The organism is Vibrio sp. THAF64, from assembly GCF_009363455.1.
Taxonomy (GTDB): domain Bacteria; phylum Pseudomonadota; class Gammaproteobacteria; order Enterobacterales; family Vibrionaceae; genus Vibrio; species Vibrio coralliilyticus.
The window spans coordinates 502,223-521,716 of sequence record NZ_CP045355.1; the positions used below are offsets into that span (position 1 = coordinate 502,223).

Sequence of the window (19,494 nt, forward strand, 5' to 3'; positions counted from 1 at the left end):
TTTTATGGTATATATGATTTTCTATCGAGTTCCAAAAGGACTTGCTTGCTAAACGCTACTTCGTTCAGTTTTCACTTATTCTGGAGCTGGGTAGTAACACCATTCGTATTGGGTTATCACTATTTCTTTTCGTTTAAGTCCCAATCGTATTCATAACTAAACTTACCACTTAAATCCGATAACTCTGGACGGTATTTTGCCAGATGTTGGATCAACTGTTGGTTATTACCAAAGTCATCCGCAAACCAATCATAAATGGAAGATAGTTGAGTTTTACCATTTTTGATGAGCACGCCTTTTTCACTGTTAATGAAGGTGGTCGCAGCTTGCTCAAGTAAGGCTTCTGTATTATCTGCAGTAAATGCCTGAGATTGTAGGTTTGGGCAGCCTAAGCTAGCACAGTTGACCGCATAATGAGTTCTTGGGTCATTCCATATCGGGCGTAAAATTCGATGCTCAATATCATTCAGCGTGAGCTCTTTTCCATTGATGGTAACCACTTCATCTCCCCATGGGCCAAAGCTGAATAACCCACCTAGTTTTGTGATCGATTTGATTGGGTAAGCGTCTAGAATCAAATCGACTGTAATCGCGTTATACAAATTTACCCAGTAAGGGTACTGCTCAGCTTTGCTTAACTGAAGTGGATTGATATGACTCAGTTGCGTTATGTAGTGATTGAGTTGTTGTTTATCTTGGGTACTGACTGATGAGTATTTAAAAAGCGTGTATTCGCCTTCCGTGACTAGGTATTTATCGAGTATTTGTTGCCAAGGCTGATGGTCGACTTTGGTGGTATTGGATTCATTACTCGTATTCCAATAAGGCCAAAGTTCAGATTTGGGAGCAGAGAAAGCGTGGAAAGATATCAAAGTGGCGACAAAAGCAAGAAAGAATCTCATGGTCAGTCCTATTCATAACAGCATTATGATTTTAGACCGAGCCTACAATTGATAACTTTCAAAAATAAAAAAAAGGTTGGCATGAGCCAACCTTTTTATATCGGTTTTAATTACTTGAGAAATGAAGGAATCTTACTTTCGTAATCGGCAATTTTATCTTCGTGCTGGAGTGTCAAACCGATGTTATCTAGTCCGTTTAATAGGCAGTGGCGACGGAACTCATCAATTTCAAATGAGTACTCTTTGCCATTTGCTCGAACCACATTCGCTTCTAGGTCTACTTCAACTTGTGCGCCTTCGTTTGCTTCAACGAATTGGAAGATCTCATCCACTTCTTGCTCTGTGAGACGAACAGGAACCATTTGGTTGTTGATTGAGTTGCCATAGAAAATATCGGCAAAGCTTGGTGCAATCATTGCCTTGATGCCATAGTCTGCCAGTGCCCACGGGGCGTGCTCACGTGAGGAGCCGCAGCCGAAGTTTTCACGAGCAAGTAGGATTGAAGCACCTTGATAGCGAGGTGCGTTCATTACAAACTCTGGGTTTGGCTGCTCACCTGCATCATCTAGGAAGCGCCAATCATGGAATAGGTGTTTACCAAAGCCCAAACGAGAAACTTTTTGTAGGAACTGTTTAGGGATAATAGCATCAGTATCGACGTTCGCGGCATCTAGAGGAACGACTAAGCCTGTGTGTTGTTTAAAACCTGACATTTGTTCTCTCCTTAGTCCAACTCACGAATATCTATAAAGTGACCAGCAATTGCTGCCGCTGCTGCCATCGCAGGACTTACCAAATGGGTACGGCCATCACGACCTTGGCGGCCTTCAAAGTTACGGTTTGAAGTTGATGCGCAACGTTCGTGTGGACCTAGGCGATCGTTGTTCATGGCCAGACACATTGAACAGCCAGGAAGGCGCCATTCAAAGCCCGATTCTTTAAAGATGACATCTAAGCCTTCTGCTTCTGCTTGCGCTTTTACTTGCTCAGAGCCCGGTACGATAAGAGCTTGCACGTTATCTGCAACTTTACGGCCTTTTGCTACTTCTGCAGCGGCGCGCATGTCTTCGATACGAGAGTTAGTACAAGAGCCAACAAATACCTTATCGACTTTGTAATCTGATAGTGCTTTGCCAGCTTCTAGCCCCATATACGCCAATGCTTTTTCTGCCGATGCTTTCTCGACAGGGTCTGCGAAGCTTTCTGGTGCTGGGATAGGTTGATCAACGGCGATTACCTGACCAGGGTTTGTACCCCAAGTCACCTGAGGTTTGATTTCCGCGGCATTTAGAGTAACGACTGCATCAAACTCCGCATCATCGTCCGTTTTGAGTGAAGACCAGTATTCAATAGCCGCTTCCAAATCATTGCCTTGTGGCGCGAATTTACGGCCTTTAATGTATTCGAACGTGGTTTCATCTGGTGCGATTAGACCTGCCTTGGCGCCAAGCTCGATAGCCATGTTACACACTGTCATACGACCTTCCATCGTAAGATCAGTAATGGCTTCACCACAGAACTCAACCACATAGCCCGTACCGCCTGCTGCTGTTGTCTCACCAATGATGGCTAAAACGATATCTTTCGCTGTGATGCCAGGATTAACCTTACCTTTCACCTCAATCTTCATCGTTTTAGCACGCGCCTGTTTCAGGGTTTGAGTTGCTAAAACATGCTCAACTTCAGAAGTACCGATACCAAAAGCTAGCGAGCCAAATGCGCCGTGAGTGGCTGTGTGAGAGTCACCACAAACAATCGTCATGCCAGGTAACGTAATACCAAGCTCAGGGCCCATTACATGCACGATACCTTGGTATTTGTGGTTAATGTCGTAAAGGGTTACCCCAAACTCTTCACAGTTCTTTGACAGCGTTTCCATCTGAATGCGTGCCATCTCACCAGACGCATTGATGTCTTTAGTGGTAGTGGAAACGTTGTGGTCCATGGTGGCAAAGGTCTTGCTGACCTGACGCACCTGACGACCTTTTTCACGCAGGCCATCAAAGGCCTGAGGTGAAGTCACTTCGTGTACCAAGTGGCGATCGATATACAAAATTGGGTTCTCACCCTCGGCGGCTACGGCAACGTGTGCGTCGTAGACTTTTTCATACAGTGTTTTGCCCATTATTACTATCCCGTGTATAGCTCCTGACAACGGCTTATCAGGAGCGAATAATTATTATGAATTTAGAATGTACTCAGCGATTTTATCGCCCATTTCTGAAGTTGAAAGAGCTGGGTTATCACCCGCTAGGTCGGCGGTCAGCTCTCCAGCAGACAGTGCTTTAGATACTGCTGCTTCAATATCTTGTGCAGCAGCTTCTTCACCTAGGCTGTAACGCAGCATTAGTGCAGCAGAAAGAATCTGTGCAACAGGGTTTGCGATGTTTTTACCTGCGATGTCTGGTGCACTGCCGCCTGCTGGTTCATACAAGCCAAATTGGCTTTCGTTCAAGCTGGCAGAAGGTAGCATGCCCATAGAACCAGTGATCATTGCACATTCGTCAGAGATGATGTCGCCGAAGATGTTTGAACACAGCATGACGTCAAACTGAGATGGGTCTTTGATTAGCTGCATGGTTGCGTTGTCGATGTACATGTGTGACAGCTCGACATCTGGGTAGCTTTTGGCCACTTCTTCGACCACTTCACGCCACAGGATAGAGCTCTGCAGAACGTTCGCTTTGTCGATTGAGCAAACTTTCTTATCACGCAGGCGAGCTGATTCAAACGCAATTTTCGCGATACGCTCAATTTCAAAACGGTGATAAACCTCGGTATCAAATGCTTTTTCATTTGCACCTTCGCCTTCACGACCTTTTGGTTGACCGAAGTAGATACCACCTGTCAGTTCACGTACCACGACGATATCGAAGCCATTGCCAGAAATATCTGCACGTAAAGGTGAGAAAGCTTCTAGGCCTTTGTGAATTTGTGCTGGGCGCAAGTTACAGAACAACTGAAAGTGCTTACGCAGAGGTAAAAGAGCACCGCGTTCAGGCTGATCATTTGGCGGTAAATGTTCCCACTTAGGGCCACCGACTGAGCCGAATAGTACTGCATCTGCTTCTTCACAGGCTTTTACTGTGCTGTCTGGTAGTGGGCAACCATGATTGTCGATAGCAATACCACCCACATCGTGCTGGTTGCGAGAGAAGGTAATACCGTGTTTCTTTTCGATTGCGTCTAGCACTTTGTGTGCTTGCTGCATTACTTCTGGGCCAATGCCGTCTCCTGGTAGAACGGCAATATTGTAAGATTTGTCTGTCATGGTAATCCTTTAATTTTTATATCTTTTGTTCCAGAGATGACTCGCATCCCTAGAGTCTACTTATACTGTTGCGATTTTTTTCTGCTTGATTTCAGCAATCTTATCTGCACGGTGAATGCTGTTGATTACGTGCAATAATGCTTGACCAGAAGCTTCTACGATGTCGGTCGACACACCAGTACCATGGTATTTACGACCTTTGTAGTTGGCGATAATATCTGCCTGACCAAGCCCGTCTTCACCTTCGCCTTTCGCGGTTAAATCAAACTTGTCTAGCACGATATCATATCCGGTGACGCGATAGATACATTGGTAAAGCGCGTCAACAGGGCCGTTACCTACCGCAGCTTCAGACGTCTCTTTATCACCACATTGCAGCTTGATGCTTGTAGTTGCCATGACGCTACCTGACTGAACGCTTAGGTAGTTCAATTTGTAGAAATCATCTTCTTCGCGAAGATTTGAGAAATGCATCAAGGCTTCCAAATCGTAATCGAAAACTTGGCCTTTACGGTCAGCTAGCTTTAAGAAGTCTTCATATAATGCATCTAGATTGTACTCATCTTCTTTGTAGCCCATGGTATCCATGTGACTTTTCACTGCTGCGCGACCACTACGACTTGTTAGGTTTAGTGCTTGGTTCTTAAGGCCGATAGACTCAGGCGTCATGATTTCGTAGGTGTTCTTGTTCTTTAGCATGCCATCTTGGTGGATACCTGAAGAGTGACTGAATGCGTTGGCACCAACAATTGCCTTATTGCTCTGGATTGGCATATTACATAGCTGGCTGACCAATTTACTGGTGCGGTGAATTTCGTCGTGTTTAAGGCCTGTGTGGACACCCAAGAATTCCTGACGTGTCTTGATGATCATGGCAATTTCTTCTAGAGAACAGTTACCGGCGCGTTCGCCGATGCCGTTGATGGTGCCTTCGATTTGACGAGCACCTGCTTGAACGGCTGCGATAGAGTTCGCAACCGACATGCCTAAGTCATCGTGACAGTGAACCGAAATAATGGCTTTATCGATATTCGGAACGCGATCAAACAGAGTTTGGATAATTCCGCCAAACTCGTTTGGCACTGTGTAACCTACGGTATCAGGAATGTTGATCGTGTTGGCGCCAGCGTTGATAGCGGCTTCAACCATACGGCACAAGTTATCAATTGGCGTACGGCCAGCGTCTTCACAGGAAAATTCAACATCGTCAGTGTATTTACGAGCGTGTTTGACCGCTTTGACCGCCATCTCGACAACGTCATCATAACTGCGGCGTAGTTTATCTTGAACGTGAACGGTGGAAGTGGAAATGAAGGTATGAATACGGAATTGATCTGCAACTTTTAACGCTTCACCTGCTGCGTCAATGTCTTTTGCAACGGCACGTGCAAGCGCACAGACTCGACTATCTTTCACGTGTTTGGCGATGGTCTGTACTGATTCAAAATCACCAGGAGATGAAACTGGGAAGCCCGCTTCAATTACATCAACGCCCAGCCTTTCTAGCGCATAGGCAATCTGCAGTTTCTCTTTAACTGTCAAGCTTGCTGACAACGCTTGTTCGCCATCACGTAACGTGGTGTCGAAAATAATGACTTGATCGTTCATGTTTGCTTCCTTCCTGACTCGTGTGTTTGCCACACAGTTAATCGTTTTCTTCCGGTATTTAGGTATAAAAAAACCCGCATCTGCGTGCGGGTTTCTGATATCTCGTTGTGGTTATTTTTCTTCCACAGCCTACCCGCGCGATCGTGTCACGATAAGGAGGAGGCTCAGCAGGATAGAAAAACGCTTCATCATTGTTAACGGTTCCTATTAGGGCGTTAAATAAACCACAAAATTAAGTTAACAAATTAGTACCGCACTCCACCGAGTACGTCAACCCTAAAGTTGTTTTTTTATTCATCAATAGTCAAATGAACTGATTTGTGGAGTTAAACCATATTAGGGATGCTGAAGATATTGTTCTGCTATTCGAGCAGTGAATGGCAAGATGAACGAGATGATTAATCTCTGGTTCATCTCACTATACCTATGATGTGACTTCGCATGTGATTACAGGAGAAAAGTACCGTGCGTGCCGTTGAGCCCATCATCAAATTTGACTTGGCATTGTCCTCATTTTGCTTAGGTCATCGCTTTAACCTGCCGCTGGCTAAGCTGAGTCGCCTGATTTCTCATACTGGAGATGGGCATCTGTATTTGCTGATTGGTCTGATTGCGTGGGCACTGGATACGACCACAGGTGTCGCTTTTCTTAAAGTCGGCATTCTGGCATTTATCATCGAATTACCCATTTACTGGGCTTTGAAGAATGGCTTCCGGCGCCGTCGTCCCTATGACCGTTCCGAATCACTCACTTCGTTTATTCAACCGGCGGATCAGTATAGCTTGCCATCCGGTCATACTGCGGCTGGATTTTTGATGGCTACATTAATCGCGAGCTTTTACCCTCAATATGCGATTGCAGCGTATGGCTGGGCAGCAGCAGTGAGCGCCTCACGGATTTTTCTAGGTGTGCACTTTTTTACTGATATCGTTATAGGGGCGGGTTTGGGCATTGCGTGTGCCAAGCTGGCGTTGATGTTGACGATGTAACTGAATCAACCTGAAAGCTTCACTGATTTGTCACTTACTTCTCTTAATTTGAACGCAGAACCGTCGTTGCAAGGAGTCGGTAATGCGTTCAATCGAACCAATCGCCAAGTTTGATTTGGCATTCTCACTGTTTTGTCTACAACATAAATTCTCATACCCGCTCTCTCGATGGAGCAAAGCCATCTCTCACACGGGGGATGGGCATTTGTATGCCGTGATCGGCCTTGTTGCTTGGTGGTTTGGTGGAGAAGTCGGTACACTCTTTTTACTGGCCGGTTTACTTGCATTTGTTGTAGAGCTACCTATTTACTGGACAGCTAAAAACCTCTTTAAACGTCGTCGCCCAGAAGAGCTGTCAGAGCTGGTGACGTCATTCATTACGCCTTCAGACCGTTACAGCTTGCCTTCAGGGCATACGGCAGCCGCGTTTTTGATGGCGACGTTAATCAGTTATTTCTATGTCGAACTCGAATTGTTTGCATTCGTTTGGGCTGCGTTGATAGCGACTTCAAGAATCTTACTTGGAGTGCATTTTCTGACAGATGTCATTCTGGGCGCTTTTCTTGGAATCGGTTGCGCTCAGATGGCATTGGCGATTGTGATAGGAGGTTAGGCTAATGAAAATATTGTATGGCGTGCAAGGGACGGGTAACGGACACATCGCCAGAGCTAGAGCAATGAGTCATGCTTTGAACCAGCGCGGTATTGACGTTGAATTCCTTTTCTCAGGCCGAGCAGAAGACAAGTATTTTTCAATGGAAGCGTTCGGTAATTATCACACTCGCCGTGGCCTCACTTTTGTGACCGAAAATGGTCAGGTTAATTATAAAAAAACCTGCTTGAACAACAATCTGTTTGCTTTTTATAAAGAGGTCAAACAACTGGATTTAAGTCGATTTGACTTAGTACTCAACGATTTTGAGCCAGTCTCTGCGTGGGCGGCCAGAAGACAGGGCAAGGCATCCATTAGTATCAGCCATCAGAATGCATTTCGTTATTCTGTACCACTCAAAGGGGCTAGTTGGTTAGATAAGAAAATCATTCACTATTTTGCCCCAGCTCAGCACCACATCGGCTTACACTGGTATCACTTTGATCAACCTATTTTACCGCCTATTGTTCACACACAAAAAGAGCAGGTTGCTGGTGAAGATTTTGTCCTCGTTTATTTGCCATTTGAGAGTATCCATGAGATCGCAGATCTGTTACTGCGTTTTTCCAAGCAACGATTTGTGTGTTATCACCCTGATATCATCGAAGAGCAGATTGTCGACAATGTGCACTATTTGCCATTGAGCTTTCATGGCTTCCAGTATCACCTCAATCGCTGCAATGGCGTGATAGCGAACGGCGGTTTTGAGCTGCCCTCAGAAGCATTGACGCTAGGTAAAAAGCTATTGCTTAAACCTCTGTCTGGTCAGTTTGAGCAGATGAGCAATGTCGCCACATTGGAAGATCTTGGCTTGGCAAGTTGTATGGATATGTTGGATGCCTCGATTGTTCGCCAGTGGCTTGACGAAGAGCAGGCCGAAAGTGTCAGTTACCCTGATGTTGCAGAGGCGATCGCAGACTGGCTGGTGAAAGGTGACTGGGAAAACAAAATGGAGCTGACACATCGCTTGTGGGAGAAAGTCGATTTTCCTAGCTACGTGACTAACATCTAGCCCACCACTCAATCATTAGAATCTTGACAGCATCAATCTATTGATGCTGTTTTTGTATCTACCCTAGGACTTATTTTTCCTACCAATAGTTCCCGTCAAGCTCTTAGCATTCATTCTTAAACTTAATTCATTGGCTAAATCTTTACAGTATGAGTGATTTATACTTTTTTATATGTTGCTTAAGGTTATGATTATTAAGCTTAATTTTATGACTTAAGTAAAAAATACTGATTAATTATCAATCTTGTTGCTAATGATTGATTGATTCGTTGATAGTAGAAATCCGCCAGGAGTCATCTGACGGATAAATATAACAAAATACGGGTTATCTATTCCCAACCAATATTCATTTTAAGAACCATTTATACATTGACGAATACAAGAGGCTTGCCTGATGATTGATAAAAAAGAGTCTATGAGTGCGATTGCTAGCTACCGAATGGAAAGCACTCTACGTGGAGTAGATCTAAACCTTCTGACTGTGTTTGATGCAGTAATGCAAGAGCAAAATATTACCCGTGCTGCTCATAACCTTGGCATGTCTCAGCCAGCGGTAAGTAACGCAGTAGCTCGTTTGAAAGTAATGTTTAACGACGAGCTGTTTATGCGCCAGGGTCGTGGTATCCAACCGACTCAACGCGCTCGTCAGCTATTTGGCCCTGTACGCCAAGCATTGCAACTTATCCGTAACGAGCTACCAAGCTCAATTTTCTCGCCTGAAACATCAACGCGTTTGTTCAAACTGGCGATCTGCAGCCCATGCGATATGCGCTTCGCTCCTAAGATCATGTCGACAATTCATGATCAAGCGCCAAATGTACAGCTTCACCTTGATGCGGAATTTGATCGCCAGCTGGCTGAAAGAATGCGCTACCAGGAAATCGACTTCGTGATTGATTACGCTCGCTTTGATGAGCAAGGTTTCTCAAGCACTGAAATCTTCCAAGATGAGCTAGTGGTAGTGGCGTCTAAGTCTCACCCACGCATCCAAGAAGCAGTAACGGCGGACCTTCTGAAAGGTGAGCGTCATGCGAAACTTTCTCGCGTACATGGTCAGCGTAGTTTCTCTGAGCAGGCGTATCGTGATTTAGATGTGCAGGCATACTACGAAGGTACGAGCCTGAGCAACGTACTTTACGTTGTTGGTCAATCTGAGCTCGTGACGATTGCACCACGTTGGATGGTAGAAAATGCAGCGAACAAAGATCAGCTACAAGTTCTGGACTTCCCATTTGAAAACGGCAAGATCAGCGGCTTCCTGAGCTGGCATGAATCAAGTGAGAAAGATAAAGGTCACATCTGGCTACGTGACCAGTTAATGATGATCTGTGGTGAAGTAGTTGCTCTAGACTAATTTACTGTTATTTAAGAGATCAATAAAACCTTGAGTGGCTATTCGCCATTCAAGGTTTTTTACTATTTAGTTGGTAACTTTGATGCCTGTCAGTTGCCTTTTGTGACCTGAAATGTACACTTGTGCGCTCAAAAAAGCTTACAGGTGTAAGCTTAAAGGTAGTTAGAGATGGCCAACTTAGATTTTCATATTGTAAAAAAAATTCGCGAACAAATTGCCAAAAGCGGTGACCGTATTGCTCTTAAACATAAAGTGGGTGAGATGTGGAACGGCATTAGTTGGAAGCAGTTTGGCCAGCAGATAGATGCATTATCGCTTGCGTTATTGACGCACGGCATAAAAGTCCAAGACAAAATCGGCATCTTTGCCAACAATATGCCTCAGTGGACCATCACGGATTTCGCGGCACTTCAAACCCGTGCGGTGACAGTGCCTATTTACCCTACCAATACCGCAGCGCAATCTTCCTACATTCTGCAAGACGCTGATGTGCGTATCTTATTTGTCGGCGAACAGGCCCAGTTTGATGCGGCTGTGTCGATTTTTGAACAATCCCCGCAATTGGAATTGGTTGTGGCGATGTCGGACGATGTTGATGTAGGCGATTATGATTTTTCTCGCTCTTGGCAGCAGTTTGTCTTTGCTGCTGATAAAGCCATGCAGAGCGAATTAGATACTCGCCTCAATGATGCCAATATTGAAGACTTGCTGACCTTGATTTACACCTCAGGTACGACGGGTCAGCCAAAAGGGGTAATGCTGGACTATGGCAATGTCGCCGCTCAACTCGAAGGTCATGACGCCCGATTAAGTTTGTCTCAAGATGATGTTTCGCTCTGTTTCCTACCTTTATCACACGTGTTTGAGCGAGCATGGACATTCTACGTATTGTATCGTGGTGCTACCAACTGTTACCTGCAGGATACGATGCAGGTTCGTGAAGCGTTGAGTGAAGTTCAACCGACAGTGATGTGTGCGGTTCCACGTTTTTACGAGAAAATCTTCTCAGCTATTCATGAAAAAGTCTCCAAGGCTCCGATGATTCGCAAGGTGCTGTTCACCTGGGCTGTGAATATGGGCGCTAAAATGGCCGCCTGTGATCAGGAAGGGCGTCAACCCTCTTTAATATTGAAAAAGTCCCATCAGCTGGCTGACAAGTTGGTGCTGTCCAAGCTACGCGCTCTACTGGGTGGTCGAATTAACTTTATGCCATGTGGTGGTGCGAAGTTGGATGAGACGATTGGTCGCTTTTTCCATGCGATGGGAATCAACGTCAAGCTTGGCTATGGCATGACAGAAACGACAGCGACGGTGTCGTGTTGGTCAGACAATAGCTTCAACCCAGATTCCATAGGTATGGCGATGCCTGGTGCACAGGTAAAGATTGGCGAAAACAACGAAATTCTCGTCCGTGGCCCTATGGTGATGCGTGGTTACTACAAGATGCCGGAAGAAACGGCAAAAACGTTTGATGAGCATGGCTTCCTCAAAACTGGGGATGCGGGTCATATTGATGAAGACGGCAACCTGTTTATTACCGATCGCATTAAAGAGTTAATGAAAACGTCTGGTGGTAAGTACATTGCACCGCAGATGATCGAAGGAGCAATCGGTAAAGACCACTTTATCGAGCAGATCGCCGTGATTGCGGATACGCGTAAGTTTGTTTCTGCGCTTATTGTGCCGTGCTACGACAGTTTGGAAGAGTACGCGAAAGAGTTGAACATCAAATACCATGATCGTGTTGAGCTGATTAAGCATCATCAAGTGGTAGAAATGCTCGAAAAACGAGTGAATGACCTGCAGCAAGAGCTGGCGAAGTTTGAGCAGGTTAAGAAGTTCAAATTGTTACCAAAAGCCTTCTCGATGGATGAAGGTGAATTAACCCCGACTCAGAAACTGCGCCGTAAGGTTATTAACGACAAATATCAGGACGAAATCGAAGAAATGTACAGTGATACAGCAATGAAAAAGTAAATCTCTGACAAGTTAAATTTCGAAGTGTTTAAAAATCCCTCAATCGGTTCAAACTTGCCGGTGAGGGATTTTTTATACCTGAATTTTACGACCTTTTACGGTGAAAATATCGTGGAGATACAGTGTTGAATAATATTTTACTCTGAATTTTTTGGGTTAATTTGTCATATTTTCTGATTTTTATGCTTCGGCTGGTGTTCTTTCCTTATATTAGTTTGATAAATAGCATCTTGTTTAAAATGAGAGTTAAGTCGCATTAGATCCTTTGATAAGAAAACGTTACATTTGTTGCGTGAACTTGTTTTCTGTTACGACAGAACAAGACATAGCCGAAAAAGTGGAAGTATTTCGATTTAGGCTACGAATAAGCCCTAGACTATGTAAAACCAGCCCAATTAGTTGACCTTATTAATTGGTAAACTGGTGAGGAGAATAATATGGCAGCAATGTTGTCCGGTGCGGAGATGGTTGTTCAATCTCTGATCGAAGAAGGTGTTGAACAAATTTTTGGGTATCCAGGCGGTTCTGTTTTGGATATCTACGATGCTCTTCATGCTAAGACAGATCAAATCAAGCACGTCCTAGTTCGTCATGAACAAGCCGCTACCCATATGGCAGATGGCTATACTCGTGCAACTGGCAAACCAGGCGTGGTTCTGGTGTGCTCAGGTCCAGGCGCGACCAATACTGTGACAGGTATTGCGACCGCGTATATGGATTCTATTCCTATGATCGTGATTTCAGGTAACGTGCCTAACAACCTGATTGGCAATGACGCTTTCCAAGAGTGTGATATTGTCGGCGTCTCGCGTCCGATTGTTAAACACAGCTTCTTGGTAAAGAAAGCAGAAGATATTCCTGAAATCATGAAGAAAGCTTTCTATATTTCGACAACAGGGCGTCCTGGCCCGGTTGTTATCGATCTGCCCAAAGATGTGATGAATCCGCAGATCAAACTGCCATACGAATATCCTGCCAGTATTTCAATGCGTTCATATAAGCCAACCACGACGGGTCACAAAGGCCAGATCAAAAAGGCCTTGAAAGCACTACTTGCGGCGAAAAAGCCGGTGCTTTACGTCGGTGGCGGCGCCGTAATTTCTGAAGCGGATGAGCAGATTTTGAAGCTGTCAGAGGCATTAAACTTACCTGTCGTTAGTACCTTGATGGGGCTAGGTGCCTTCCCGGGTACGCATAAAAACTCTCTTGGTATGCTGGGGATGCATGGTGTGTATGAGGCCAATATGGCCATGCACAATGCAGACTTAATCTTTGGTATCGGTGTGCGATTTGATGATCGAACCACCAACAATCTGGAAAAGTATTGTCCGAATGCCAAAGTAATGCATATTGATATTGACCCGTCATCTATCTCGAAGAACGTCAAAGCAGACTTGCCTATTGTTGGCTCTGCAGAGAAAGTACTGGCGAGTATGGTGTCACTGCTGGAAGAGCAAGGTGCTACCAATGATGGCGAAGCACTTCAAAGCTGGTGGGATGATATCCAGACTTGGCGTGACCGTGAGTGCCTGTCTTATGAATCCACGCCTGAGCGAATTAAACCGCAACAGGTGATTGAAGTACTACACAAGCTGACGAATGGCGATGCGTACGTTGCTTCTGACGTTGGTCAGCACCAGATGTTTGCAGCACTTTACTATCCGTTTAATAAACCACGTCGCTGGATTAATTCTGGTGGTCTCGGCACGATGGGCTTCGGGCTGCCAGCTGGCCTTGGGGTTAAATTTGCTAAGCCTGATGAAGAGGTGGTAGTGGTGACCGGTGATGGTAGTATCCAGATGAACATTCAGGAACTGTCGACGGCGCTGCAATATGACATTCCAGTCAAGATCATTAACCTGAATAACCGTTTCCTAGGTATGGTGAAACAGTGGCAAGACATTGTTTACCAAGGAAGACATTCTAACTCATATATGAGCTCCGTTCCGGACTTCGTTGCGATTGCAGAAGCGTACGGACATGCGGGGATTCGCATTGAAACTCCAGACCAGCTTGAGTCTGGTTTGAAACAAGCATTAGAAATGAAAGATCGTTTAGTGTTTGTTGATATCAATGTTGATGAAACTGAGCATGTGTACCCAATGCAAATCAAAGGCGAAGGTATGGACAAGATGTGGCTAAGCAAAACGGAGAGAACATAATATGAGACACATTATTTCACTGCTAATGGAAAACCAACCGGGCGCATTATCCCGAGTGGTAGGTCTGTTCTCACAACGTGGTTACAACATTGAGTCGTTAACCGTATCACCGACAGATGATGAAACGCTGTCGCGTTTGAACATCACAACGATTTCGGATGACATGCAGCTTGAACAGATTCAGAAGCAGCTTAATAAGTTGATTGATGTACTGAAAGTTCAGGAAGTCACCGAGCTTGATCATATTGAGCGTGAGCTGATGATGGTTAAAGTGAAAGCCAGTGGTTTTGCTCGTGCAGAAGTAAAGCGTACAGCGGATATCTTCCGTGGACAGATTGTTGATGTCACCGCTTCTCAATACACGGTTCAACTGGCGGGTACCAGTGAAAAGCTGGATGCGTTCATTCAAGCTATTTCAGAAGTAACTGATGTCATTGAAGTTGCGCGAAGCGGTGTGGTGGGGATTGCACGCGGTGAGCGTTCACTGAAGCCTTAACTTGATATTAGTTGTTAAAGAAAAGCCTTAGTCATGGACTAAGGCTTTTTTGTTTATGGGCTATTTGTTGAGAAAGCTAACTGCTTTGTCTGGGAAATCGGTAAACAGGCCATCTACTTTGACCTGATTGTAGAAGATATCCATCATGCCCTCGAAGTTATCCGTATAACTTGGAATACGGCCTGGATCTGCTCGGAAAGTGTATGGATGAACATCTAGGCCTGCTGCTTTTGCCTCTTTCATCAACGGTTTGATAATAATGTTGTCTTTGGTTGATTCATCATCGACCAACATAGGTTTCCAAGGACCAATGCCTTCGGCGTACTTGGCAACTTCCTTCATTGCGCCTGATTCGAACATCCAATCATAGCTGTACGGGGTTGCCGTATCGCCTTTGTAGACCATGGTTTCGTTCCAGTCAGTGTAAGCCATCAGCTGCACTAACTTGAGATCCATATCCATACTAGGCATGAGTTCATCGTTAATGCGTTTGAGCTCATTGGCGTCAAAGCATTGCAGGTATACTTTGTCATCCTGACTGTCATAGCCGTACTGCTTTAATAGCTTAAGCACTGCGGAAGAGATGTCTTTGCCTTCATGACGGTGGAACCAAGGGGCTTTGATTTCAGGGTAGATACCAATATCGTAACCAAGCGTTTTGTTGAGCCCTTGAATCAGCTCAATTTCTTCAGCCAGAGTAGGGACGCTGAAATCGGATTTCCACATCGGAAAACGAGTCGGATAACCCGCAACTTTATTGCCATTGTCGTCAATATTGAACCCTTCTGTCACCTTTAGGGTTTTGATTTCTGCAAGCGTAAAGTCAATTGCATAATAGCGGCCATCGGCGCGAGCACGATCAGGGTAGCGCTCAGCGACATCGGTGACTCGATCTAAATAATGATCGTGGAGAACAACCAACTGATCGTCTTTAGTCATGACAACATCTTGCTCGATGTAATCCGGTTTCATTGCGTAAGCCAAAGCTTTTGCTTCTAGAGTATGTTCTGGTAGATAGCCTGATGCGCCGCGGTGAGCGATAACCAGAGGCTTAGCCAATGTTCCAGCAGATAGGCTAAGAGCCAGAAATGTAGCGCAAACTGACGTTGTTTTCATTCTTCATTCCTTGATTGAAATGAGGCAGCGATGCTGCCTCTTTGATGAGTATTAAGCGAGTGCTGCCTTTTCGGCTTCTTTCTGTTTATGGTGAGCACGTTCGCCAACAAATGCATAAATTAGACAAATAATCGACGCGATACAAGATGCTACGAGAATGATAAATCCACCATCCCAGCCAAAGTGATCCACGGTGTAACCCAGAATCGCGTTCGCAGCCACTGCACCGCCAAGATAACCAAATAGTCCGGTTAGACCAGCAGCGGTACCTGCGGCTTTTTTCGGTGCAAGTTCAAGAGCATACAAACCGATCAACATAACCGGACCGTAAATCAGGAAGCCAATGGCAACCAGCGCCATCATGTCTACGGCAGGGTTACCGGCTGGGTTGAACCAGTAAACCAAGACCGCAACTGTCACTAAGGCCATAAACAGGATACCGGCTGGGGCGCGACGACCTTTGAACAGCTTGTCGGAAATCCAACCACACAATAAGGTGCCTGGAATACCCGCCCATTCGTAAAGGAAGTAAGCCCATGAAGATTTATCAACCGTGAAGTCTTTCGCTTCTTTGAGGTAAACCGGCGCCCAGTCAAGCACACCGTAGCGAATGAGATAGACAAACGCGTTCGCAATGGCGATTGACCAGAGTAGCTTGTTAGAAAATACGTACTTAAAGAAGATTTCTTTGGCGGTCATTTCCTTTTCATGCGATTTATCGTAGTCGTCTGGGTAGTCGTTTTTGTATTCTTCAATGGGTGGTAAACCGCAGGATTGTGGTGTGTCGCGAACTGTCATCCAGATAAATATGGCAACCAGCGTGGCGAAAAAAGCAGGAACATAAAAAGCGGTACGCCAGTCGTCATTAAATGCCCATAGCCCAAGGATGAAGAGAGGACCAATCAGGCCTCCGCCTACGTTGTGGGCGACATTCCATACTGAAACGACTTCCCCACGTTCTTTACGCGACCACCAGTGAACCATGGTTCTACCACAGGCAGGCCAACCCATCCCTTGGAACCAACCATTTAGGAAAAGCAGGATGAACATTGCAGTGATGCTGCCCGTTGCCCAAGGCATGAAGCCGAAGCAAAACATGATCAGCGCGGACATCAGCAAGCCACCACTGAGGAAATAGCGCGGGTTTGAGCGATCGGAGACGCTACCCATTAAAAACTTAGATAAGCCGTAAGCAATCGAAACTGCCGCTAAAGCAACACCAAGATCGCCACGGCTAAAGCCTTGTTCGATCAGGTAAGGCATTGCCAAGCTGAAGTTCTTTCGAACTAAGTAGTAGCCAGCATAGCCGACAAAGATACCGATAAAGAGCTGCCAACGTAATCGGGAATAAGTGCTGTCGAGCTTATCGGAAGATAAGCGGTCGATGTGCGCCTTAGGTTTGAAGATTCCAAACATAGGGACCTCATTGTTATTGTGCGATGGTAAGTAAAGGAAAAGCGAACGAGCAAAATGTATTTCGTTCGAAAGTGTTGGGCATTGTATGAATAATGAGAGTTATTTCTGTGATAAATGTTGCATAAGTATTAAATTTTACGAAAATACAGAAAGTTAGTCTGAAAAACTTCGACTTTGATTCCGTAATTGCTAGTTTTCGTGATAACTAAGAAGCTCATTAATGAACAGTTTTTGTTCACAAGAGAACATTATGGTGTGATGTTTGGTAAGGGCAGAAATGTGGAGTATTAAAAAAGCCACTGCAACGGCAGTGGCTTTGAAAGCGTTGAGGTTTTATTTAGTGAAGGATACGCGCGCGTAGCGTGCCTTCAATACCTTTGAGTTTCTTAAGTGCTTCTTCAGAGCGGCTGGTTTCAACATCGATAACGACATAACCGATATCGGCGCTAGTCTGTAGATACTGACCCGCGATGTTGATGCCTTCTTCTGCGAAGATAGTGTTTATCTGAGTCAGGATACCTGGGCGGTTTTTGTGAATGTGCAATAGACGAGAACAGTCACGGTGCTCAGGTAGAGACACTTCAGGGAAGTTAACACTTGAAAGCGTCGAACCGTTGTCAGAGTATTTCGCCAGTTTACCTGCCACTTCGACACCAATGTTTTCTTGGGCTTCCTGTGTTGAGCCACCCACGTGTGGTGTCAGGATGACATTGTCGAACTTCTGCAGTGGTGATTCAAATGGGTCTGCGTTAGTTTTAGGCTCGGTTGGGAAAACGTCAATCGCAGCACCAGCAAGATGACCAGATTCCATCGCATGACAAAGCGCTTCGATATCAACCACAGTGCCGCGCGCTGCGTTGATGAAAATCGCCCCTGGTTTCATACGAGCAAATTCTTCTGCACCCATCATGTTTTTGGTGCCCGCGGTTTCTGGAACGTGCAGAGAAATCACATCACACTTGTTCAGCAGTTCACTCATGGTATGTACTTGAGTTGCATTACCAAGTGATAGCTTGTTCTCAATATCGTAGAAGTAAACACGCATCCCGAGGTTTTCCGCGATGATACCTAGCTGCGTGCCAATGTGACCATAGCCGATAATACCTAAGCGTTTGCCTCGTGCTTCGTACGAGTTGTCGGCGCTTTTCTTCCAGATGCCACGGTGTGCTAGGGCGTTCTTTTCTGGAATCCCGCGCAGTAGAAGCAGGACCTGACCGAGAACCAATTCCGCCACACTGCGTGTGTTCGAGAATGGGGCATTAAACACTGGAATACCACGAACGGCGGCTGCATTAAGATCGACTTGGTTGGTACCAATACAGAAACAACCAATCGCCACTAGCTTTTCCGCTGCGTTGATCACTTCCTGCGACAGGTTAGTGCGGGAGCGAATACCGATGAAATGAACATCCTTTACCGCTTCTAGCAATTCGTCTTCCGGTAACGAGCCTTTGTGATATTCAATATTGGTGTAACCAGCAGCCTGCAGTACTTCTACCGAAGATGGGTGAAGACCTTCAAGCAGGAGGATCTTAATTTTGTCTTTTTCCAGTGAAACTTTGGCCATTGTCTTCGTCCTTAAAATGGAAATTTGGGGCTTAACTGGCGCACAAGCGGTGTAATGTTATTAAAGCAAACGTTTTGTTAGCAAAAAGCCTGACGCAAACGTTTTCCTTGTGCGTCTTCTGCTCACTAAGTTAACAAAAAAAATACACTTTGGGTAAGAAAATTACGGAATAAGGAATAATTTTTATAGGATAAAAGACGAAAACGGCACCTAATGGTGCCGTTTGTAATGAAATAACCGAAACTAGCTTCAATTAATCTTCGATTTTTGCCCCTTGAGGCGTGCCAGTGATCACCACATCCGCACCACGGTGAGCAAATAAGCCAACCGTCACAACACCTGCGATAGCATTGATTTTATCTTCCATTTCTTTCGGGTGGGTGATCTGCATGCCATGCACATCCAGGATAACGTTGCCGTTATCAGTCACCACGCCTTCACGGTACACAGGGTCGCCACCAAGTTTCACCATTTCACGAGCGACGTAAGAACGCGCCATTGGGATGACCTCTACAGGTAAAGGGAACTCACCCAGAACGTCAACAGCTTTGGTGCCATCTACGATACAGACAAATTTATCCGAAATAGCCGCAACAATTTTCTCGCGTGTTAGCGCCGCGCCACCACCTTTGATCATGTCGCGTGCTGCGTTGATTTCGTCAGCACCGTCAACGTAGACATCTAAGTTCGATACTTCATTACAGTCAAAGACTTCAATGCCTAAACCTTTCAGCTTTTCAGTCGATGCTTCTGAGCTAGAAACTGCACCTTTGATATCGTCTTTGATTGTACCGAGTGCATCGATGAAGTGATTTACCGTAGAGCCTGTACCAACACCGACAATGCTGTCTTTTTCAACATACTTAAGTGCTGCCCAACCAGCTTCTTTCTTCATTTCATCTTGAGTCATGCCCATCTCCTGAATGAGGTTTGAATTTAACGTTTGCGGCGCGATTATATAACCAATCTAA

General features: G+C 45.3%; 16 protein-coding genes. 7 read left to right on the forward strand and 9 right to left on the reverse strand.

What is annotated here, in order from left to right; all coding sequences use genetic code 11:
* Nucleotides 1-119: 119 nt before the first annotated feature.
* From FIU99_RS02385 to leuA, 5 genes are all read right to left on the reverse strand, one after another.
* Entirely contained in the window at nucleotides 120-902 is a 783-nt protein-coding gene (locus FIU99_RS02385) for a DUF547 domain-containing protein (RefSeq protein WP_006957838.1), read from the reverse strand.
* Nucleotides 903-1,012: 110 nt separating this feature from the next.
* Nucleotides 1,013-1,615: a 3-isopropylmalate dehydratase small subunit gene (leuD, locus tag FIU99_RS02390; protein ID WP_006957836.1), complete on the reverse strand. Its 603-nt coding sequence runs from the start codon at nucleotides 1,613-1,615 to the stop codon at nucleotides 1,013-1,015.
* Nucleotides 1,616-1,626: 11 nt separating this feature from the next.
* A complete protein-coding gene (gene leuC / locus FIU99_RS02395) occupies nucleotides 1,627-3,027 on the reverse strand; it encodes a 3-isopropylmalate dehydratase large subunit (RefSeq protein ID WP_006957834.1) in 1,401 nt (466 codons plus the stop codon).
* A gap of 54 nt (nucleotides 3,028-3,081) precedes the next feature.
* The gene (leuB, locus tag FIU99_RS02400) at nucleotides 3,082-4,173 is read right to left on the reverse strand and encodes a 3-isopropylmalate dehydrogenase (protein WP_006957832.1); all 1,092 of its coding nucleotides are present in this window, start codon (nucleotides 4,171-4,173) and stop codon (nucleotides 3,082-3,084) included.
* Nucleotides 4,174-4,233: 60 nt separating this feature from the next.
* Nucleotides 4,234-5,781, reverse strand: a complete 1,548-nt coding sequence (gene leuA, locus FIU99_RS02405; RefSeq protein ID WP_006957830.1) for a 2-isopropylmalate synthase — start codon at nucleotides 5,779-5,781, stop codon at nucleotides 4,234-4,236.
* 465 nt (nucleotides 5,782-6,246) lie between these two features.
* Between leuA and FIU99_RS02410 the strand changes: the two genes are divergently transcribed.
* The 7 genes from FIU99_RS02410 (at nucleotide 6,247) to ilvN (ending at nucleotide 14,424) form a co-directional block, all read left to right on the forward strand.
* Entirely contained in the window at nucleotides 6,247-6,771 is a 525-nt protein-coding gene (locus tag FIU99_RS02410; protein ID WP_006957828.1) for a phosphatase PAP2 family protein, read from the forward strand.
* Between the two features lie 82 nt (nucleotides 6,772-6,853).
* A complete protein-coding gene (locus tag FIU99_RS02415) occupies nucleotides 6,854-7,384 on the forward strand; it encodes a phosphatase PAP2 family protein (protein ID WP_006957826.1) in 531 nt (176 codons plus the stop codon).
* 4 nt (nucleotides 7,385-7,388) lie between these two features.
* Nucleotides 7,389-8,435 (forward strand): MJ1255/VC2487 family glycosyltransferase, encoded by a 1,047-nt coding sequence (locus FIU99_RS02420; protein WP_006957824.1) that lies wholly within the window; start codon nucleotides 7,389-7,391, stop codon nucleotides 8,433-8,435.
* A gap of 394 nt (nucleotides 8,436-8,829) precedes the next feature.
* The gene (leuO, locus tag FIU99_RS02425; RefSeq protein WP_006957822.1) at nucleotides 8,830-9,789 is read left to right on the forward strand and encodes a transcriptional regulator LeuO; all 960 of its coding nucleotides are present in this window, start codon (nucleotides 8,830-8,832) and stop codon (nucleotides 9,787-9,789) included.
* A 168-nt stretch (nucleotides 9,790-9,957) separates the two neighbouring features.
* Complete coding sequence (locus tag FIU99_RS02430; protein ID WP_006957820.1) at nucleotides 9,958-11,766, forward strand: long-chain fatty acid--CoA ligase; 1,809 nt, start codon at nucleotides 9,958-9,960, stop codon at nucleotides 11,764-11,766.
* Between the two features lie 437 nt (nucleotides 11,767-12,203).
* Nucleotides 12,204-13,928, forward strand: coding sequence for an acetolactate synthase 3 large subunit (locus FIU99_RS02435; RefSeq protein ID WP_006957818.1), 1,725 nt, complete (start codon nucleotides 12,204-12,206; stop codon nucleotides 13,926-13,928).
* A 1-nt stretch (nucleotide 13,929) separates the two neighbouring features.
* Entirely contained in the window at nucleotides 13,930-14,424 is a 495-nt protein-coding gene (ilvN, locus tag FIU99_RS02440) for an acetolactate synthase small subunit (protein WP_006957816.1), read from the forward strand.
* 60 nt (nucleotides 14,425-14,484) lie between these two features.
* Here the strand turns inward: ilvN and glpQ are convergent, their stop codons facing one another.
* The 4 genes from glpQ to rpiA all read right to left on the reverse strand — a co-directional run bounded on the left by glpQ (nucleotide 14,485) and on the right by rpiA (nucleotide 19,433).
* Nucleotides 14,485-15,540, reverse strand: a complete 1,056-nt coding sequence (gene glpQ / locus FIU99_RS02445; protein ID WP_006957813.1) for a glycerophosphodiester phosphodiesterase — start codon at nucleotides 15,538-15,540, stop codon at nucleotides 14,485-14,487.
* Nucleotides 15,541-15,591: 51 nt separating this feature from the next.
* On the reverse strand, nucleotides 15,592-16,956 hold the full coding sequence (glpT, locus tag FIU99_RS02450; RefSeq protein WP_006957811.1) for a glycerol-3-phosphate transporter: 1,365 nt from the start codon (nucleotides 16,954-16,956) through the stop codon (nucleotides 15,592-15,594).
* Between the two features lie 337 nt (nucleotides 16,957-17,293).
* Nucleotides 17,294-18,523, reverse strand: a complete 1,230-nt coding sequence (gene serA / locus FIU99_RS02455; protein WP_006957810.1) for a phosphoglycerate dehydrogenase — start codon at nucleotides 18,521-18,523, stop codon at nucleotides 17,294-17,296.
* A 253-nt stretch (nucleotides 18,524-18,776) separates the two neighbouring features.
* The gene (gene rpiA, locus FIU99_RS02460; protein ID WP_006957809.1) at nucleotides 18,777-19,433 is read right to left on the reverse strand and encodes a ribose-5-phosphate isomerase RpiA; all 657 of its coding nucleotides are present in this window, start codon (nucleotides 19,431-19,433) and stop codon (nucleotides 18,777-18,779) included.
* Nucleotides 19,434-19,494 lie beyond the last annotated feature (61 nt).